Annotated in this window: 18 protein-coding genes; 17 read left to right on the forward strand and 1 reads right to left on the reverse strand. The window is 60.5% G+C overall.

What is annotated here, in order from left to right; translation table 11 throughout:
- Positions 1-31 precede the first annotated feature (31 nt).
- On the reverse strand, positions 32-619 hold the full coding sequence (locus AC0L3N_RS24470) for a L,D-transpeptidase (RefSeq protein ID WP_473549939.1): 588 nt from the start codon (positions 617-619) through the stop codon (positions 32-34).
- 534 nt (positions 620-1,153) lie between these two features.
- Between AC0L3N_RS24470 and AC0L3N_RS24475 the strand changes: the two genes are divergently transcribed.
- The 17 genes from AC0L3N_RS24475 to AC0L3N_RS24555 all read left to right on the forward strand — a co-directional run bounded on the left by AC0L3N_RS24475 (position 1,154) and on the right by AC0L3N_RS24555 (position 16,281).
- A complete protein-coding gene (locus AC0L3N_RS24475) occupies positions 1,154-1,630 on the forward strand; it encodes a type III secretion protein (protein ID WP_473549941.1) in 477 nt (158 codons plus the stop codon).
- Between the two features lie 20 nt (positions 1,631-1,650).
- A complete protein-coding gene (locus tag AC0L3N_RS24480; RefSeq protein WP_473549942.1) occupies positions 1,651-2,298 on the forward strand; it encodes a hypothetical protein in 648 nt (215 codons plus the stop codon).
- A gap of 9 nt (positions 2,299-2,307) precedes the next feature.
- Positions 2,308-3,147, forward strand: coding sequence for a type III secretion system inner membrane ring lipoprotein SctJ (gene sctJ / locus AC0L3N_RS24485; RefSeq protein WP_473549943.1), 840 nt, complete (start codon positions 2,308-2,310; stop codon positions 3,145-3,147).
- Positions 3,144-3,767 carry a SctK family type III secretion system sorting platform protein gene (locus AC0L3N_RS24490; RefSeq protein ID WP_473549944.1) on the forward strand — a complete coding sequence of 208 codons (624 nt, stop codon included), beginning with the start codon at positions 3,144-3,146 and terminating at the stop codon, positions 3,765-3,767. The genes sctJ and AC0L3N_RS24490 overlap by 4 nt, the downstream gene beginning before the upstream one ends.
- A gap of 5 nt (positions 3,768-3,772) precedes the next feature.
- Entirely contained in the window at positions 3,773-4,387 is a 615-nt protein-coding gene (sctL, locus tag AC0L3N_RS24495) for a type III secretion system stator protein SctL (protein ID WP_473549946.1), read from the forward strand.
- Entirely contained in the window at positions 4,384-5,742 is a 1,359-nt protein-coding gene (locus AC0L3N_RS24500; RefSeq protein WP_473549947.1) for a FliI/YscN family ATPase, read from the forward strand. Before sctL ends, AC0L3N_RS24500 begins: the two co-directional genes overlap by 4 nt.
- Positions 5,729-6,217, forward strand: a complete 489-nt coding sequence (locus AC0L3N_RS24505) for a hypothetical protein (protein ID WP_133254788.1) — start codon at positions 5,729-5,731, stop codon at positions 6,215-6,217. Before AC0L3N_RS24500 ends, AC0L3N_RS24505 begins: the two co-directional genes overlap by 14 nt.
- 151 nt (positions 6,218-6,368) lie before the next feature.
- Positions 6,369-7,343, forward strand: a complete 975-nt coding sequence (gene sctQ / locus AC0L3N_RS24510; protein WP_473549949.1) for a type III secretion system cytoplasmic ring protein SctQ — start codon at positions 6,369-6,371, stop codon at positions 7,341-7,343.
- Entirely contained in the window at positions 7,336-7,989 is a 654-nt protein-coding gene (gene sctR, locus AC0L3N_RS24515; RefSeq protein WP_065006906.1) for a type III secretion system export apparatus subunit SctR, read from the forward strand. The genes sctQ and sctR overlap by 8 nt, the downstream gene beginning before the upstream one ends.
- Before the next feature lie 18 nt (positions 7,990-8,007).
- A complete protein-coding gene (locus tag AC0L3N_RS24520; protein WP_473549951.1) occupies positions 8,008-8,277 on the forward strand; it encodes an EscS/YscS/HrcS family type III secretion system export apparatus protein in 270 nt (89 codons plus the stop codon).
- An 8-nt stretch (positions 8,278-8,285) separates the two neighbouring features.
- Positions 8,286-9,098: a type III secretion system export apparatus subunit SctT gene (gene sctT / locus AC0L3N_RS24525; RefSeq protein ID WP_123148992.1), complete on the forward strand. Its 813-nt coding sequence runs from the start codon at positions 8,286-8,288 to the stop codon at positions 9,096-9,098.
- Between the two features lie 251 nt (positions 9,099-9,349).
- Entirely contained in the window at positions 9,350-10,093 is a 744-nt protein-coding gene (locus tag AC0L3N_RS24530) for a D-glutamate cyclase family protein (RefSeq protein WP_473549952.1), read from the forward strand.
- Positions 10,094-10,360: 267 nt separating this feature from the next.
- On the forward strand, positions 10,361-11,752 hold the full coding sequence (eglC, locus tag AC0L3N_RS24535; protein WP_473549953.1) for an endo-1,3-1,4-beta-glycanase EglC: 1,392 nt from the start codon (positions 10,361-10,363) through the stop codon (positions 11,750-11,752).
- A 91-nt stretch (positions 11,753-11,843) separates the two neighbouring features.
- The gene (locus AC0L3N_RS24540; protein ID WP_473549955.1) at positions 11,844-13,598 is read left to right on the forward strand and encodes a type I secretion system permease/ATPase; all 1,755 of its coding nucleotides are present in this window, start codon (positions 11,844-11,846) and stop codon (positions 13,596-13,598) included.
- Positions 13,598-14,908 (forward strand): HlyD family type I secretion periplasmic adaptor subunit, encoded by a 1,311-nt coding sequence (locus AC0L3N_RS24545; protein WP_123148988.1) that lies wholly within the window; start codon positions 13,598-13,600, stop codon positions 14,906-14,908. Before AC0L3N_RS24540 ends, AC0L3N_RS24545 begins: the two co-directional genes overlap by 1 nt.
- A 52-nt stretch (positions 14,909-14,960) precedes the next feature.
- Positions 14,961-15,290, forward strand: a complete 330-nt coding sequence (locus AC0L3N_RS24550; protein ID WP_473549956.1) for a hypothetical protein — start codon at positions 14,961-14,963, stop codon at positions 15,288-15,290.
- 325 nt (positions 15,291-15,615) lie between these two features.
- On the forward strand, positions 15,616-16,281 hold the full coding sequence (locus tag AC0L3N_RS24555) for a dienelactone hydrolase family protein (RefSeq protein ID WP_473549958.1): 666 nt from the start codon (positions 15,616-15,618) through the stop codon (positions 16,279-16,281).
- Positions 16,282-16,322 lie beyond the last annotated feature (41 nt).

The raw sequence follows: 16,322 nt of genomic DNA on the forward strand, positions 1-16,322 counted from the left end.
ATCACTCATTTGCGGCTTTCGGGAACGGCCATCAATGCCGCACAATGATCTGGCTGCCGATCTTCACTCGTTCATAAAGATCGATAACATCCTCGTTGGTCATGCGAATGCAACCGGAGGAATTGGCCTGTCCGACGGTCCATGGCTGGTTGGTGCCGTGGACGCGATAAAGCGTGTCGCCGATATACAATGCGCGCGCGCCCAATGGATTGTTCGGTCCTCCCTCGACATGCGCGGGCAGGAAGCGGCCTTTTGATGCTTCTCTGGATCGCATTTCGGCCGGCGGCCGCCAATCTGGCCAGTTCTTTTTGCTTGAAATCGTGTCGCGGCCGGACCACTCCAATCCCTCCTTTCCAACGCCTACCGCATATCGCAGCGCCCTGCCGCCCCCCAAGATGTAGTAAAGCCGCCGCTCCGGGGTGTTGATGACGATCGATCCCTTCGGTTGAGCCTCGCTGAAATGCACGATCTCCCTAGGAATTGGTGACCACTCGGGCCGGATTTCTTCGTCCGAAGTCTGGTCGGGAGCGGAAGGGGAGACCAGCACATTTCTTGCCGGATCGTAAGTCCAGCTTCGTGGGTCATAACCGCTATTCGATTGGGCCTGCGCCGGCGCCATGGCGGCAACCAGAACTGATGCACACAATCTCCGGATAAGGCGCGGGCTCTGGATAAGAAGCGGGGTGACCCGGACTTTGCGTCCCGCAACCTTGACGGGAACAGGCAAGTTTGCATGCCGGATCAAGATTGCCGCCACCAAGAACGATCCTTCTGCATCCAGGCGTTCAGCCGGCGATCACCTGATTCCAGCGCGCACCATATCGCTTTGCTGGCGGTTCGCAACATTTGGCACCAAATGCTAATGCGCAATCCAATTGGACTTCCAATTCTGCGGTGTGCACGATAGAGTGAATCGGCGGGTAAACCATGAAACAAGCGACGCGGGCCATCGCTCGTGCGTCCCTTTTCGATAGGACCGATGTTGACGGGACGCGATAGCTGCCATGCGGATCGGTGCTCGGGAGCCAGGGCTGCTTTCGTCGCCTGCGGTCTTGCGACGATCCTGGCGTTCGGTCTTGCCTCGTCGCGGGCCAACGCCGCCGAACCGCGCTGGCCTGCCGGCCCGTACAGATACATCACCGTCGATCAGTCGGTGGCCGACGCGCTGGTCGAGCTAGGCCGCAACATGCAGGCGCCCATGCGTGTCAGCAAACTCATAAAGGGACGTTTAAGCGCCGGCATGCCGGTTGGAACGGCCCGCGAGTTTCTGCAAGAGATCTGCAATCGATACGGGTTGGTCTGGCATTTCGACGGCATCGTCATGAACGTCGCGACCGAAGCTGAAGTCCGGACGGAAATGATCCCGCTTGATGCCAATACCGCTGCCAGTGCGGAAGATCGGCTTTCGCGGCTGGGGGTCATCGATCCGAGGTTTCCGACAAAGGTTTCCAAGCAGGACGAGGTTGTCTCGGTATCGGGGCCACCATCCTATGTTGAACTTGTCAGGAAAACACTGGGGGTTCCTGCGGCGCCGAGCACCAAGCCGGATCCTGGCAAAGTCGTTCCGGTCCGCGTTTTCCGCGGAAGGCAGGCGGAGGCGCAGAATGTCCCCTCCGGCAAATCGAACTAAGCAAGCAGGAGGGCAGGTTCATGCAAATCGCGCCGATTGGAGCCCTGGAAGCTACACTGGCAAACTTGACCACCAGCATAGCTTCGCAGCAGCAAATCACCACCGGCACGGCAACGCAGCCGGGTAACCGGATGGTGGGTGCCAATCAGGAAAAACATGATGCCGCGAAGGTTACTATGCCTGAGCGCGGTGATGTCGCCACGCGGGCAGGCCAGCAGGTGGCGCAGGCATCTTCGGAAGCCAATCCGGCAATGGCCGGACAATCCTCCAAACTGGAAAAGACCGCGCCGGTCGCCGAGCACAAGCTCTTCGACTATCTGGCCGAGGTGGAGAAGGCTGGGGGCGGGGCGCTCACGGATCCGTCTGCATTGTTCGGTTCTGCGGTTCAGTCGCTGGAAGGGACCATGCAGCAGGTGCAGAAGGCGCTTGGCCAGGCAAATGCCCCCCAGGCAAATGCCTCTGTGAATGCTGAAACAGCCACCATGCAGGATGGCGCCGGCAAGACCGCCCCGACAGGCAAGGAAGACGAAAACGCCACCGCAAAAAATGCCGAGCAACTGCTCGAACGATCCATTTCGGTGATGTGGGCCGCCGCCAATCTCGAAGTGGTCACGAGCAGCGTAACGGCCGTTACGTCGTCCACCAGCACGCTGATCAAGCAACAGTAAGCCTACGGAGTGTTCGTGCACACGATATCCTTGCCGCGGCGGTCAACGCTATTGAATCGATGCGGCGTCCGGTGCCGCGTCGCGCTCGTCGTGGTGAGCATGCTTGTGCTCCAGGCGTGCTCGGTTGAGTTGTATTCCAACCTCAACCAGCGGCAGGCCAACGAGATCGTGGCCACGCTGATGCGTCACGGCATCCCGGCCCAGCGCGAGGCGGGCAAGGACGGCAAAATGACGGTTTTCGTACAGAAGGACCGTTTCGCCGAAGCCATGGCGATTCTCGACGAAAGCGGGTTGCCCAAACAGGAATTCCAGACGCTCGGCGACGTGTTCAAGCGAGACGGGCTTGTATCCTCGCCGGTCGAAGAGCGTGCGACGATGATTTATGGCCTGAGCCAGGAGCTGTCGCAGACGATTTCGGACATCGACGGCGTGCTTTCTGCGCGCGTTCATCTCGTCCTGCCCGAAAACGATCCGCTGAGACAGCGGCTGGTCCCATCGTCCGCCTCCGTCTTCATCCGGCACCGCGCATCCGTTCCGATGAATGAGCTGATCCCGCAGGTCAAGATGCTGGTGGCCAAAGGCATCGCCGGGCTGACTTATGACAATGTATCCGTCACGCTCATTCCGGTGACCGCGGCAGTTCCCGAGCACCCAACCGGCGAGTCAGGTTTCACAACGTTCCTCGGCCTCTGGCTGCATCCCGACAGCGTCGTCGCCGCGATGTGGCTGTTTTACAGCATGACGGCGGCACTATTGGCGCTGGCTGCCCGCCTGGCTTACGTCCAGTGGTATCGACGACCCGGCGTTTATGCGCTCGACGCGTCGGCCATGCCGGTGAAGAAGACATGATCCAGACCGGCTCGAAGCAAACTGCCAGCCCGGAATGGCAGGCATTCATGGCCAATCCCGCTGGCTATGCGGATGCGGCCCGGCTGGCGCAATGCTTTGACGGCACGATCGGCGAGGCTGCCTGCGAGCGTATGTTGCGGTCGCAGCGCCTGCAGGAGCGATTGTCGGAGCTTCTGCTCGATCGTTACGGCCTCAGCGGCGCCGTCTCCAACGAACCAGCCGATGAGATAGACCGGGCGATTGCTTTGTCGTCGGGAGAGGAGGTGGAGGACCTTGCGCTTCGCGCCGGCGCGATCTACTGGGCCGGCAGTCTGGCCGCCGTCATCGATGGACGCCAGGCCGCCGCGTTGCAGGCAGCACTCGGTGCGGAAATCTGCGCTTTCGCAGTCGCCAACCGCGATCTGGCCGGTCCTATGCAGCCGTTGGAGCCCCTGGACGATATCCAAGGCCGTGTCCATGCCGACGGCCTGCGTTGCCTTGGCGCCTGGTGTCAGGCGATGCCGGGCGAAACGAGCATGCGGGTCCGCCTCAAGCTGATGCCGCATGCGCTTGTTGACCAGCCGACAGCCGAACCATTTGCCGAAGCTGGTCCGGCGATTGTTCGACGGGCGATGGGTTAGGCGAGATGGTCGAACCAGGCAAAGCGACCACTACCGTGCCGAGGCGCCCCGTCGCCCGCATCCTGCGCGCTGCCGAGGCACGCGCCTGGCAGGATGGGCACGCTTTTCTCGACGAAGCCAGGCGTGATGCGCAGCAGTTGCGTGACGCCGCTCGGCGAGCCTATGCGGCCGAATATGCGCAGGGTTATGAAGATGGCAAGGCGCAAGGCGCCGCGGATGCCGCGCGTTTGGTTGGCGAGACCGCGGTCAAGGTCGATCGCTATCTCGGCGGACTGGAAGCCGAAATCGTCAATCTAGCTCTCGATGTCGTCAGGCGCGTGCTGGGAGAATTCGACGCGAGCATGCTGGTCGCCAAGGCGGCCGCGCAGGCCGTCACTGAAATTCGCCGCGCCAAATATCTGAAGGTCCGAGTTCATCCTGTTTCCGTCAACAGGGTTCGCGACGAACTGAACGCGGCCCTGCGCGAGAGTGACTTGGGCATGACGGTCGAGATCGACGCGGACGATACGCTGGCGACGGGCGCCTGCATCCTCTTGACCGACATTGCCGTCATCGACGCCAGCATCGAGGCACAGCTCGACGCCATTGCCGCTGCGATTTCATCAAAGGCGGCGGCATGACAAGTCCAGCCACCAAGCTCGAGAGCCGCCTCGCATCGATCGTTCCGAACCTGCGTTCCGGCCTGCGTGAGGATGCCAGCCGGCCCAGGAAAGGGCGTGTACGGCGGGTCACCGGCACGGTCATTCACGCGACGGTGGAGGAGGTTCGGATCGGCGAGATCTGCGAACTCGTCGATCCCAGGACCGGCACGGCGACCAAGGCGGAAGTCGTCGGGCTCATGGACGAGATGGCGATCCTTGTTCCGCTTGGCGATCTCACCGGCCTTTCAAGCCTCACCGAGGTCATTGCGACCGGAAAGACCCCAACGGTGCCCGTCGGGCCCGGCCTGCTTGGTCGGGTGATCAGCGCGTTCGGCGAGCCATTGGATGGCAAACCGCTTTCGCCGGATGGCATTGCCGGCAGCTATCCGGTCAACGCCTATCCGCCGTCGCCGCTGGAGCGCAGTTTGATTTCCGAGCCTATCCAGCTCGGAATCCGCGCCCTCGATGGGCTTCTCACCTGCGCGCGTGGGCAGCGCGTCGGTATCTTCGGCGAGCCTGGCGTCGGCAAGTCGATCCTGCTTTCGGATATCGTCAGCGGCACCGACGCAGATGTTGCCGTGGTTGCGCTTGTCGGCGAACGCGGACGTGAGGTGCGCGAATTCATCGAGCATCAGCTCGGGCCGGAAGGGCTGGCGCGGGCAATCATCGTCGTCGCGACGTCCGACCGGCCGGCGATCGAGCGCGTCAAGGCCGCTTATGTGGCAACCAGCATTGCCGAATATTTTCGCGACCAGGGCAAGCATGTGTTGCTGGCAATGGACAACATCACGCGGTTTGCCCGTGCGCAGCGCGAGATTGGCCTCGCTTCAGGCGAGCCGCCGACGCGTCGCGGTTTTCCGTCTTCGCTTTTTGCAGTTCTGCCCCGATTGCTCGAGCGCTCAGGGCCTGGCCGCGTCGGCTCCATTACAAGCCTCTACAGCGTTCTTCTGGAGGGCGATGGCACGCTGGATCCGGTTGCCGAAGAAATCCAGGCGCTTCTCGACGGCCACGTCTTTCTGTCGAACGAGCTTGCGCAGCGCAATCATTTCCCGGCCATCGACGTGCTGCGCAGCCGCAGTCGCCTCATGGACACGGTGGTGCCGGCTGAGCATCGGTCGGACGCCGGCCGCTTACGGGAGTTGCTCGCCCGCTACGCCGACGTCGAATTGCTGCTGCGCGTCGGCGAATACGAAAAGGGCAGCGATGCGGTGGCGGACGAGGCGGTGGCGAAGATCGACACCATCAACGCCTTCCTGCGACAGCCGTCCGCCACCCACGAAACAATCGAGCAGACACGCGAACGCATGCGGGGGATCGTCAATGAAAGATCGTGACATGATCGCACGATTGCGCGACCTCAGGCGCCACGGTGAACAGCGCGCAAACGAAGCGGTCTTAAGGAGATACGCCGCTGCGCAGCGGGCCGCCGGGGCGGTTCGGGAGGCAGCCGCCGCGGTCAGCGAACACCTCCAGCACACAGCCGACGCTGAGGATGCAGCATTCGGTTCGCTTGTTGGACAACCGGTGAAGGCCGCCAGCCTTTACCGGCTTCAGGGACAGTTCGAGAACGCCGCCAGGCAAACCGAGCAGCTCCGGGAAAACCAGAAGATGGCCGGCGTCACCGAGCAACGACGCAAAACGGAGTTATCGGCCGCCCGCAACGATCATCGCGCCAGCATGAAGGCGGTGACGAAGCTGGACGGGCTGTTGCAGCATCTGACCAAACGCACTGCGCGTCGCAGCCTGGCGCTTGCCGAGCTTTCCGAGGAAGACGAGCGCAGTCCACTGCGCTTGCCCACAGAACGATAGTCCAATCCGTGATCGTGAATATGGAAGTGTGATGCCTCAGGCCTTGGCGTCGGCAAAAAAGAAAGCGCGCGCAGAACCGGTCAGACGCACACGCTCGAGCGTTGGCGAGCCGCTGACATTGGAATCTGTTGCGGCTGGGGAGGTTGAGGCATTGAACGCCTTCTACCGCCGTCGTGCTCCCGCGCAGATCACGATTGCCGGGAAAACCATGGCGCTCGCGGCCGTCTGGCCGGCGCCGAACCCTGTGGACCAGCCGTTGTGCACGATTGCGTTCACAGTCGCAGACATGGCGGGCAAATTGCGCTTGCCGCTATCTGTTGTCGAACGGGGTCTTGCCAAGGCTGACGAGCTGATCGACGTGAAACGACTGGCACCCGCTCACGCCGCACTGCTGCTGGAGTCCGAATTCGAAAAAGATCTCGAATGGCTCGAGAGCAAGCTGGGCGAGACGGTCACTATTACGTCCGTCGAACAACAAGACAGCGTTCTGGACGAAACCGCGCTGGCTTTCGCCCTGACCGGCAAGGATGAAACCATAGGTTGCGCCTTGCACACCGATAGCGTCGGTCTGGCGGTGCGGGCCGGGGGCTTTCTCGACGCGATCGGCAAAGCGAGAGCCCCGCTTCCTGCGGAATTCCCGTTGCCGGTCTGCCTCTGGCGTCACGCGCTTACAATCAGCCACGGTGATCTCAAAAGCCTGCAACCTGGAGATGTAGTGCTTTTCGATGACGAAGAGGAAGAGGTGGCATTGGTCATTGCCGAGCGCCTTTATGCCCCGGCCGTGCTGACTGACAGCGGGCCGCAACTGCTTGCCGCCCCGACTGCAATCGCTGGATCGAAATGGGAGTGGACCATGAATCAGAACCCGCCGCCGCACGCCGACCAGACACTGGAAGAGGCAACTCTGGACCAACTGCCGGTTGCGCTTGCCTTCGAGCTCGGCCGCACGGCAATGCCTCTCGGCGAGGTAAGGCAGCTTGCGCCCGGTGCTATCGTTCCGCTCGCCAATGTGACGAAGGAGACGGTCGACATCATCGCCAATGGTAAACGCGTCGGCCGTGGCGAGATCGTGCGGATTGGGGAGAGCCTGGGCGTGCGGGTCGCCCGCATGTTCGACAATGCTTGACAATTCGCCCAACCTGCTTGGGATCCTGATTGCCGTCGGCTTCGTCGGTTTGCTGCCGCTGGCAGTCGTCACCATGACCGGGTTCCTGAAAATCTCGGTCGTGCTGTTCCTCATCCGCAATGCGCTCGGCGTCCAGCAGATGCCGCCCAATCTGGTCCTCTACGGCATAGCGCTCGTGCTCACGGTCTATGTCACGACGCCATTGCTGAGCGAAATGACGGGGCGGCTTCAGGAAGGGCAGGTTCAGTTCCAGACTACGGACGACCTCGCCAGGGCGGCGCAACTGGTCAGGGAACCATTGCAGCAGCACCTCATCAAATTCACGCAACCGGAAGAGCGGCAGTTCTTCCTTGACGGGACGAACCGCCTGTGGCCGGAACAGGCACGCCAGAATCTGAAGGACGACGATCTTTCGATACTTGTTCCTGCCTTTGTCGCGTCCGAGCTTACGCGCGCGTTTGAAATCGGCTTTCTGCTTTATCTTCCCTTTCTCATCATCGACATCGTTGTTGCGAACATCCTGATGACGCTCGGCATGATCATGGTCTCGCCGGTCCTCATTTCGATCCCGCTGAAACTGTTCCTTTTCGTCGCCATAGATGGTTGGTCGCGGCTGATGCACGGCCTCATCCTGAGTTACGTCTGACGCCGCTAGGAGGTTTGCATGAGCAATGACTTCATCCTGGCGAAGGTCCAAAGCGCGCTTCTGACAGTGCTGTTCGCGTCGAGCCCAGCGATCATCGCGGCGATGGCCGTCGGCATCCTTGTCGGGCTTGCCCAGGCGCTGACGCAAATTCAGGACCAGTCCCTGCCGCAGACGATTAAGCTCGTCGTGATCCTGCTGGTCGTCATCGTCTTCGGCCCGCTGCTTGGCCAGCAGATCGCCGAGCAGGCCTCAACGGCGCTGGACGAATTCCCCGTCGTCACGCGTTGAGGACGCAGATGCCGGTCGAACCATTCTTCGCGTCGGTCAAAGAGCTTCAGTTCTATCTTTTGGCCGGAGCTTTCGCACTCGCACGCATGACCGGATTCATGCTCCTGATGCCGCTCTTTTCGCGTGTGCCGCTATCGGGCCTTTTGCGCAACGGCGTTGCTCTGGCGCTGGCGGTTCCGGTCTTTCCGATGATCGTGAACAAGCTGACGAACACTGACATCGCGACGACGATGATCGTCGTGTACATGCTCAAGGAGGTCGTGGTCGGGGTAACGCTCGGGCTGGCGATGGGCATACCGTTCTGGGCGGCCGAGGCTGCCGGCGATATCCTGGACCTGCAGCGCGGCTCCACCATGGGGACTCTGATCGATCCGATGATGACCCATGAGACGAGTGCCACCGGCACCTTGCTCGCCGTCATCATGGTCACGATCTACCTGGCTGCCGGCGGCCTCGAACTTTCCTTGACCAGTCTCTACGACAGCTATGGCCTGTGGCCGATCGACCAACTTCTGCCTGTGTTCAGCAAGGATGCAGCCGGCATCTTTCTCGATCTGCTGAACCGCATTCTGATGATGGCATTGACCCTCGTTTTTCCGCTCATCATCAGCATGCTCTTGTCCGACATTGTGCTGGCCTTCTTGGCGCGCGCCTCACCGCACCTGAATGTTTTTGCGCTTTCACTGATCGTGAAGACGCTGGTGTTTAGCCTCGTCTTTGTACTCTATGCCGCTTTCCTGCTCTTCTACATGAACCGAGACCTTGGCTTCCTCCACGAGGCAGGCCGACAGATAGAAGCGATCGGCTGCCGCAGCTGTTAATGACACTAGGAAGATTTGCGCAAGCGTCGGTCCTAAATGAAGCAATCGTTGGCCGGCCAATAAATACAATTTATCGTTGAGGAAAGATTCTGACGATTTGACAAGCAGCCGAGCCGCCAACGATCTTACGCCCTCCCGACTTGTCTCTGAAACGCGCATATCCCTCGGAAGCCATGGCTCGCCTGACCACTTCACCGATCTTCGAGGACCTGCGACTGGTCGATGTGGATAGGCTGCGCAGGCTTGTCAGAATGGGCGCCTATGAGGGGCATACAGGGGGGCTGGCCCGCGGCAAGCTTCAGGCCAATGTCGTGATTGTGCCCCGCAGCTTTGCCGGCGATTTCCACCAGTTTTGCATCCGCAACCCGAAATCCTGTCCATTGGTCGGCGTGAATCGCGCCGGCAGTCCATTGATCCCAGCGCTGGGCGATATCGACATCCGCACCGATGCCCCCCAGTACAACATCTATCACTTCGGGGAGTTGACGCGTCAGAGGACGGACATAATCGACCTGTGGCAGGATGATTTTGCCGCTTTCGCGCTCGGCAGTTCGCTGACCGTCGAAGCTGCACTTGCCGAAAAGAAACTGAGCCGCATCGGCTGCGGCAACACCTCACCCAAGTTCCGAACCAGGATCCAGACGTGTCGCGTCGGACCGTTTGGTGGCGAAATGGTCGTCTCGATGCGTCCGATAAGCCGTTGCGATGTCGACAGGGTTCGCGCCGTCACCGCACGCTTCCCGCATGCCCATGGCTCTCCTATCCATGTCGGAGATCCCGCGGTCATCGGAGTTGCCGACTTGATGGCTCCCGACTGGGGCGATGCGGTCAAAATCATTGACGGGGAGGTCCCTGTATTCTGGGCCAGCAGCATCACCGCGCAGGATGCACTTGCTCGTGCCGAACTCGCGACCTCGATCACGGTATCGCCGGGGCACATGCTGATCACCGATGTGGATGCACGAGCCGATGCGGGCGCTTTCAAAGTCTACTAGCAGTTCTTTATCACCGGTCAGCGGTAATGCTATTCGAGATGCGAAATGCGGTGAGGGTCAGTCTCGATCTGCCTCACCACATCTTCGATCATGTTGCAGTGGCCCAACCTTATGCACTCGAGGCAGTGAAGCTCCCCGGCAAGTGCTCCCACAACGTGATAACCATTTGGTAACCTTCCGAACTGGAAAGTGAAAAAGTACTGGCTCCTTTTGCCCTTGATAGATGTTAGGGCTGCTATCCAGCGAGACAAAGGAGAAAACACCGCGATGGCCACGGTTCTGAACGCCAAGGGCGTTCCACTTCCCTACAGCGGGTCCTCCGTGAAGTGGTACTCGGCGACGAGTTCCAGCTCAACACTTTATGGCAGCACATACAACGACTCGATGTATGGGGACGGCAACGTCACCGTCACAATGCGTGGCGGCAAGGGCGATGACATTTATTATCTGTATTCCTCGAAAAACAAAGCGGTCGAGCTGTCCGGCGAAGGGGTGGACACCATCTCGACCTGGATGAGCTACAAGCTCCCAGCCAATTTCGAGAATCTGACGGTCACCGGCGACAAACGCTATGCTTTCGGAAACGAGCTGAACAACATCGTTAGCGGCGGCTCCGGCCAACAGACGCTCGACGGCTTAAAGGGCGATGACGTGCTCAAGGGCGGATCCGGTGCGGACATTTTCGTCGTCAACCCCGGCAACGGCAGTGATCTGATCCTGGACCTTGGCGCGACGGATACCGTTCGCGTCGGGAGCTACGGCTTCACCTCCTTCGAGGAGGTGCGCGCCAACATGGTCCAGTCGGGAGCCAACGTCCGACTTAATCTGTCCGATAGCGAGTTTCTCGTCTTCGCCAACAAGACCATCGGCGATTTCACCGCAAGCCAGTTCAAGCTGGGCGTGGACAGGTCGGCTCTGGAACTCACCTTTTCGGACGAGTTCGACACGCTGGACCTGTGGAACGGCTCGAGCGGCACCTGGGATTCGAACTACTGGTGGGGGGCCGCGAACGGCAGCACGCTCACGACCACAAACGATCTTCAATGGTACATCGATACCGACTACGCCCCGACACGGTCCGTCAATCCGTTCAGCATTGAGGACGGTGTTCTCACGATTACCGCCGCCCGGGCTCCTGAGGCGATCCGGCCCTATATAAATAATTACCAATACACGTCAGGTTTGCTTACGACCTACGAATCCTTCGCGCAGACCTACGGCTATTTTGAGATTCGGGCCGATATGCCCGAAAAACAAGGTGCATGGCCGGCCTTCTGGCTTCTCCCGGAGGACGGCTCCTGGCCACCGGAACTGGACGTCATAGAGATGTTCGGTCAGGATCCAAACAAGCTCATTCTGACAGGCCACTCGAACGCGACGGGAACTCATACAACAGTGGGCTCGACTGCCTATACCTCGGATACCGGAGGGTTCCACACATACGGCGTGCTTTGGACAGAAGACGAACTCGTCTGGTATTTCGACGACGTCGAAGTCGCTCGTGCCGCAACGCCTGCCGACATGCATGACCCGATGTATATGCTGGTGAATATGGGGATTGGTGGCCAAGCGGGAGCGCCCGCCGACGGGCTTGCGACGCCTGCGGAAATGCAGATCGACTACATCCATGCCTATGCGTTGCAAGATTGGATTATCTAACAATTGACAGATGGGCTCGGCACCGACACGTTCGTCATCAGGCCTGATTTCGGGCGCGGTCATTGCTGCCTGAGACCGAACTGGAACTGATTTGAAGCCGACGTCGCATCCCATTCCACCTGAACCGCCGCGGACGACACTCGCGGCGGTTCTGGCCGCGTTTCGGCGAGCGTTGGCAGGAATTGCATTGATGAGCGGCGTCGTCAATGTTCTGGCGCTGACCGGCTCGTTCTTCATGCTGCAGGTCTACGATCGCGTCATACCCGGCCGCAGCGTGCCGACGCTCGTCGGGCTTGCCGTGTTTGCCGGCACGCTTTTCGTCTTTCAGGGCGTTCTCGAACTCATCCGGTCGCGTTTGCTGGTGCGCATCGGCATGGCGCTGGACGCGCGCTTGAGCGGACAGGTCTATGCCGCCCTCATGCGTTTGCCGCTGCGCACCAAGCTCGCAGGCGACGGCCTTCAATCCTTGCGTGATCTTGACCAGGTGCGATCGTTCATGTCGAGCGCCGGTCCGACCGCGCTTTTCGACCTGCCATGGATGCCGCTCTATCTCGCAATCTGCTTCCTGTTCCATTTCTGGATCGGCATGACGGCGCTGGCCGGCGTGGTCATTCTCTTCAGCCTGGCATTGCTTGCCGAAATTCGCACGAGAGAGCCCGCCAGAAAGGCAAACAGTCAAGCGGCAGCGCGCAATACACTTGCCGAAGCGACGCGCCGCAATGTCGAGGTTCTGCAGGCCATGGGCTTTGGCTCGCGCATCGCCGAGCGCTGGGCAGGGATCAATGCTGACTATCTCGACACCAATGCAACAGCGAGCGACCTTGCCGGGACACTCGGAACGATCTCGAAAATCCTGCGAATGATGCTGCAATCGGGTATCCTGGCGATCGGCGCGTATCTCGTCATCCATCAGGAAGCGACCGGCGGCATCATGATCGCCAGTTCGATCATGATGAGCAGGGCACTCGCACCAATCGAACTGGCTATCGCGCACTGGAGGGGTTTCGTCACCGCCCGCCAGGCCTGGGCCCGCTTGACCCAGCTTTTGGTCCTGCTTCCCGAAACTGCGACAAGTGTCTCGCTGCCTGCGCCGAAATCTGCTCTTTCGGTCGAAAGTATCAGTGTCACGCCGCCGGGGGAGCGTCGTATGGTCGTGCAAGACGCCACCTTTGCATTGGAAAAGGGCGTCGGCCTCGGCATTGTCGGGCCGAGCGCTTCCGGCAAGTCATCGCTCGTGCGCGCGATTGCCGGCATATGGCTCCCAGTTCGTGGAACGGTCAGGCTGGATGGCGCAACGCTCGACCAGTGGTCGCCGGAAGAGCTGGGCAAGCATGTCGGCTATCTCCCGCAGGATGTGCAATTGTTCGACGGCACTATTGCCGAGAATATCGCGCGCTTCGAACCGCAAGCGCCCTCGGACAACATACTGGCGGCCGCGCGCGCGGCCGGCGTTCATGATCTCGTCATCCATCTGCCGGAAGGCTACGAGACGCGGGTCGGCGAGGCCGGGTCGGCACTTTCGGCCGGCCAGAGGCAGCGGGTTGCACTTGCACGGGCGCTCTATGGCGATCCGTTCCTCGTCATTCTCGACGAGCCCAATTCCAATCTCGATTCGGAGGGTGAGGCTGCACTGACGGTGGCGATCCAAGGCGTGCGCGCGCGAGGCGGTGTTGCCATTGTGGTCGCACACCGGCCGAGCGCGCTGGCAAGCCTGGATCAGGTTCTTGTGATGGCGAACGGCCGGATCCAGGCCTTTGGCCCGAAGAATGAGATATTGAACAAGATAACTCGCCCAGCAGGCGTTCCTCTGAAGGTCGTCTCTGGCCCTGAGGAACCTGCATCCTGATGGCAGAACGCACTGCATCCGCGCTTGACCGGACCATTCGGCGCTATCTGCTTGGTGGGGTCGCAGCTTGCATACTTCTGATTGGTGGGGCCGGAAGCTTGGCCGCCGTCACCGAGATTTCCGGGGCCGTGATTGCTTCAGGAAAGCTGGTCGTCGATTCCAGCGTTAAGAAGGTGCAGCATCCGACGGGTGGCGTTGTCGGTCAAATCTTCGTCCGGGAAGGCGATGCCGTGAAGGCGGGCCAGGTTTTGATCCGCCTCGATGAGACGATCACCCGGGCCAATTTGGCGATCGTCACGAAGAGCCTGGACGAATTCGAGGCGCGCCTGGCTCGCCTTGAGGCCGAGCGCGACGGCAAAGGAAGCATCATCTTTCCAGCTTCGCTTGTGTCACGGCAGGATGCCCCTGAGATTGGTCGGGCGATGGCCGGCGAGCAATCTCTGTTCGAATTTCGCCGACAGGCACGCGCTGGTCAGAAGGCTCAGTTGGAAGAGCGTATTGCGCAGCTTGCCGAAGAAGTTTCCGGCTTGACCGAGCAAAGAGATGCCAAGAGCCAGGAAATCAAGTTGATCGGCTTTGAGCTCGAAGGCATGCGCAGCCTTTGGCAACGCAAGCTGGTTTCAATCGACCGCATAACTGCGCTTGAACGCGATGCCGTGCGGCTCAAAGGTGAGCACGGGCAACTGACCGCGGCGATGGCGCAATCGAAGGGGCGTACGTCGGAAATCCGTTTGCAGATCATTCAGATCGACCAGGATTTGCGCAGCGAGGTGGCGACCGAACTGCGTGACGTCCAGGCAAAGATCTCTGAATCAGTCGAGCGCAAGGTCTCGGCCGAAGATCAGCTCAAGCGGATCGATATACGCAGTCCGCAGACCGGCGTCGTTCATCAGCTTGGCGTGCACACGGTCGGTGGCGTTATTTCTCCGGGCGAGCTCATCATGCTGATAGTCCCTGTGACAGACGACCTGACCGTCGAGGCGCGCGTGGCACCCCAAGACATCGATCAATTGACGTCAGGGCAAAGCGCGACGCTGCGGCTGTCGGCATTCAATCAGCAAACAACGCCGGAACTGAATGGTGCCGTCAGCAAGATTTCCGCCGACCTCAATGTCGATGAGAAAACAGGCGCTGGCTTTTACACCGTGCATGTTGTTTTACCGCGCACAGAGCTTACCAGGGTCAAGGGCCTGGCCCTGGCGCCTGGAATGCCTGTCGAGGTGTTCTTTTCGACCGGCAGCCGCACCATGCTGTCCTATCTCGTGAAACCTTTGGCGAACCAAATCCAACGGGCATTCAGGGAAGAATAGGCCGCGTCTCCGGGCGAGCCGACGAGCTGGACTCCGGAACAACGACGCGATTTTGCCGTTTCGCCTGAAACTGGAAGCGATCCACATGTCCCAGTTGCCGAATGAAGAGATCGAGGGGCGGCTGAACGCCCAGCGAGAGACTCTGGCGCTGGTCGTCGCGCTGCTTGCCGGCCGCGACGCGACTTCCGAGCGAATATGGGCCGAACTGGAGGCCCGTTTTCAATTCCAGAATAATCAGGAAGACCCCGGCGCCGTGCCAAGCAGTGCGTTCGCCATTGAGAGTGCGATGATGCGGGAGTTCAAGCTGATCTTCGAGGAAGCGCGGGCACGCAAGGCGGAATGGAACGACACAGACAAGCCACCCACAAGAGGCGCTAGCTGAAAATCGCGAGCCCGGCTATGCGACGCTGCACCAAGTTCGCTTCATAGCGGAGTGGCCAATCGAACGCTGCATCGTGCTTGGCGACAATGGCTCTAGACCAATTGATGCCAAACAAATCTTGAGCCTCGGCCGCGGAGAGCGTTGCAGCGAGGGAGCCCACAATTCTGAATAGGCGGGCGGAACAGATCTGTCGCTCCCGATGGGATAGCCACATTTTTCTGGCCTGACTCGGAAACATTTCCGGCATGCCAGTGTTTAACGCACTGAGTGGGCGCGAGGCGCAGTTCCTCTGCCTGTGAGGCGATCCTCCCTTTGGAGTGTAAAGATGCCGGCAACCGCCATGACAGAGGTCGAGGAGGTCAGGATCGAGCCCGACGGGCTCATTGGGCTGCTGGGCGTTCCGCACGGTGCGCAAGGCATCGTCATCTTCGCTCATGGCAGCGGAAGTGGACGGCTCAGTCCGCGCAACAATCACGTGGCCGCAGCACTTCGGCAGGCTGGACTGGCGACCCTTCTCGTCGACCTTTTGACATCGATCGAGGAACGCGACAGGCGAAACGTCTTCGACATCGACCTGCTTGCATCGCGGCTCGTGCTGGCGACGCATTGGGCTTCTGCGGAAGCACGGACCAGAAGGCTTGTCCCACTTTATTTCGGGGCAAGCACTGGCGCGGCAGCCGCGCTGGTGGCCGCCTCACGCCCGGATGCAGGTATCGCGGCTGTCGTCTCGCGCGGCGGCCGGCCCGATCTGGCGATGGACGCGTTGCCGGCCGTGCGTGCCCCGACACTGCTTCTGGTCGGCGGCCTGGACGGGCCGGTGATCGGGATGAACGAGCGTGCCCTTGCCGCGCTGAAAGGCGAGAAACAGTTGATCATTATCGACGGTGCCGGCCACCTCTTCGAGGAGCCGGGCACAATGGACGAAGTGGTCAGACACGCCACGCGATGGTTCCTCGAGCATCTCGCGCCTCCGGAAGGGCCGAGGCAATGATCCTGGGCAGTCTAAAACTCGATGCATACAAGGAAAACGAA

It is taken from the genome of Mesorhizobium sp. WSM4807 (assembly GCF_055811615.1).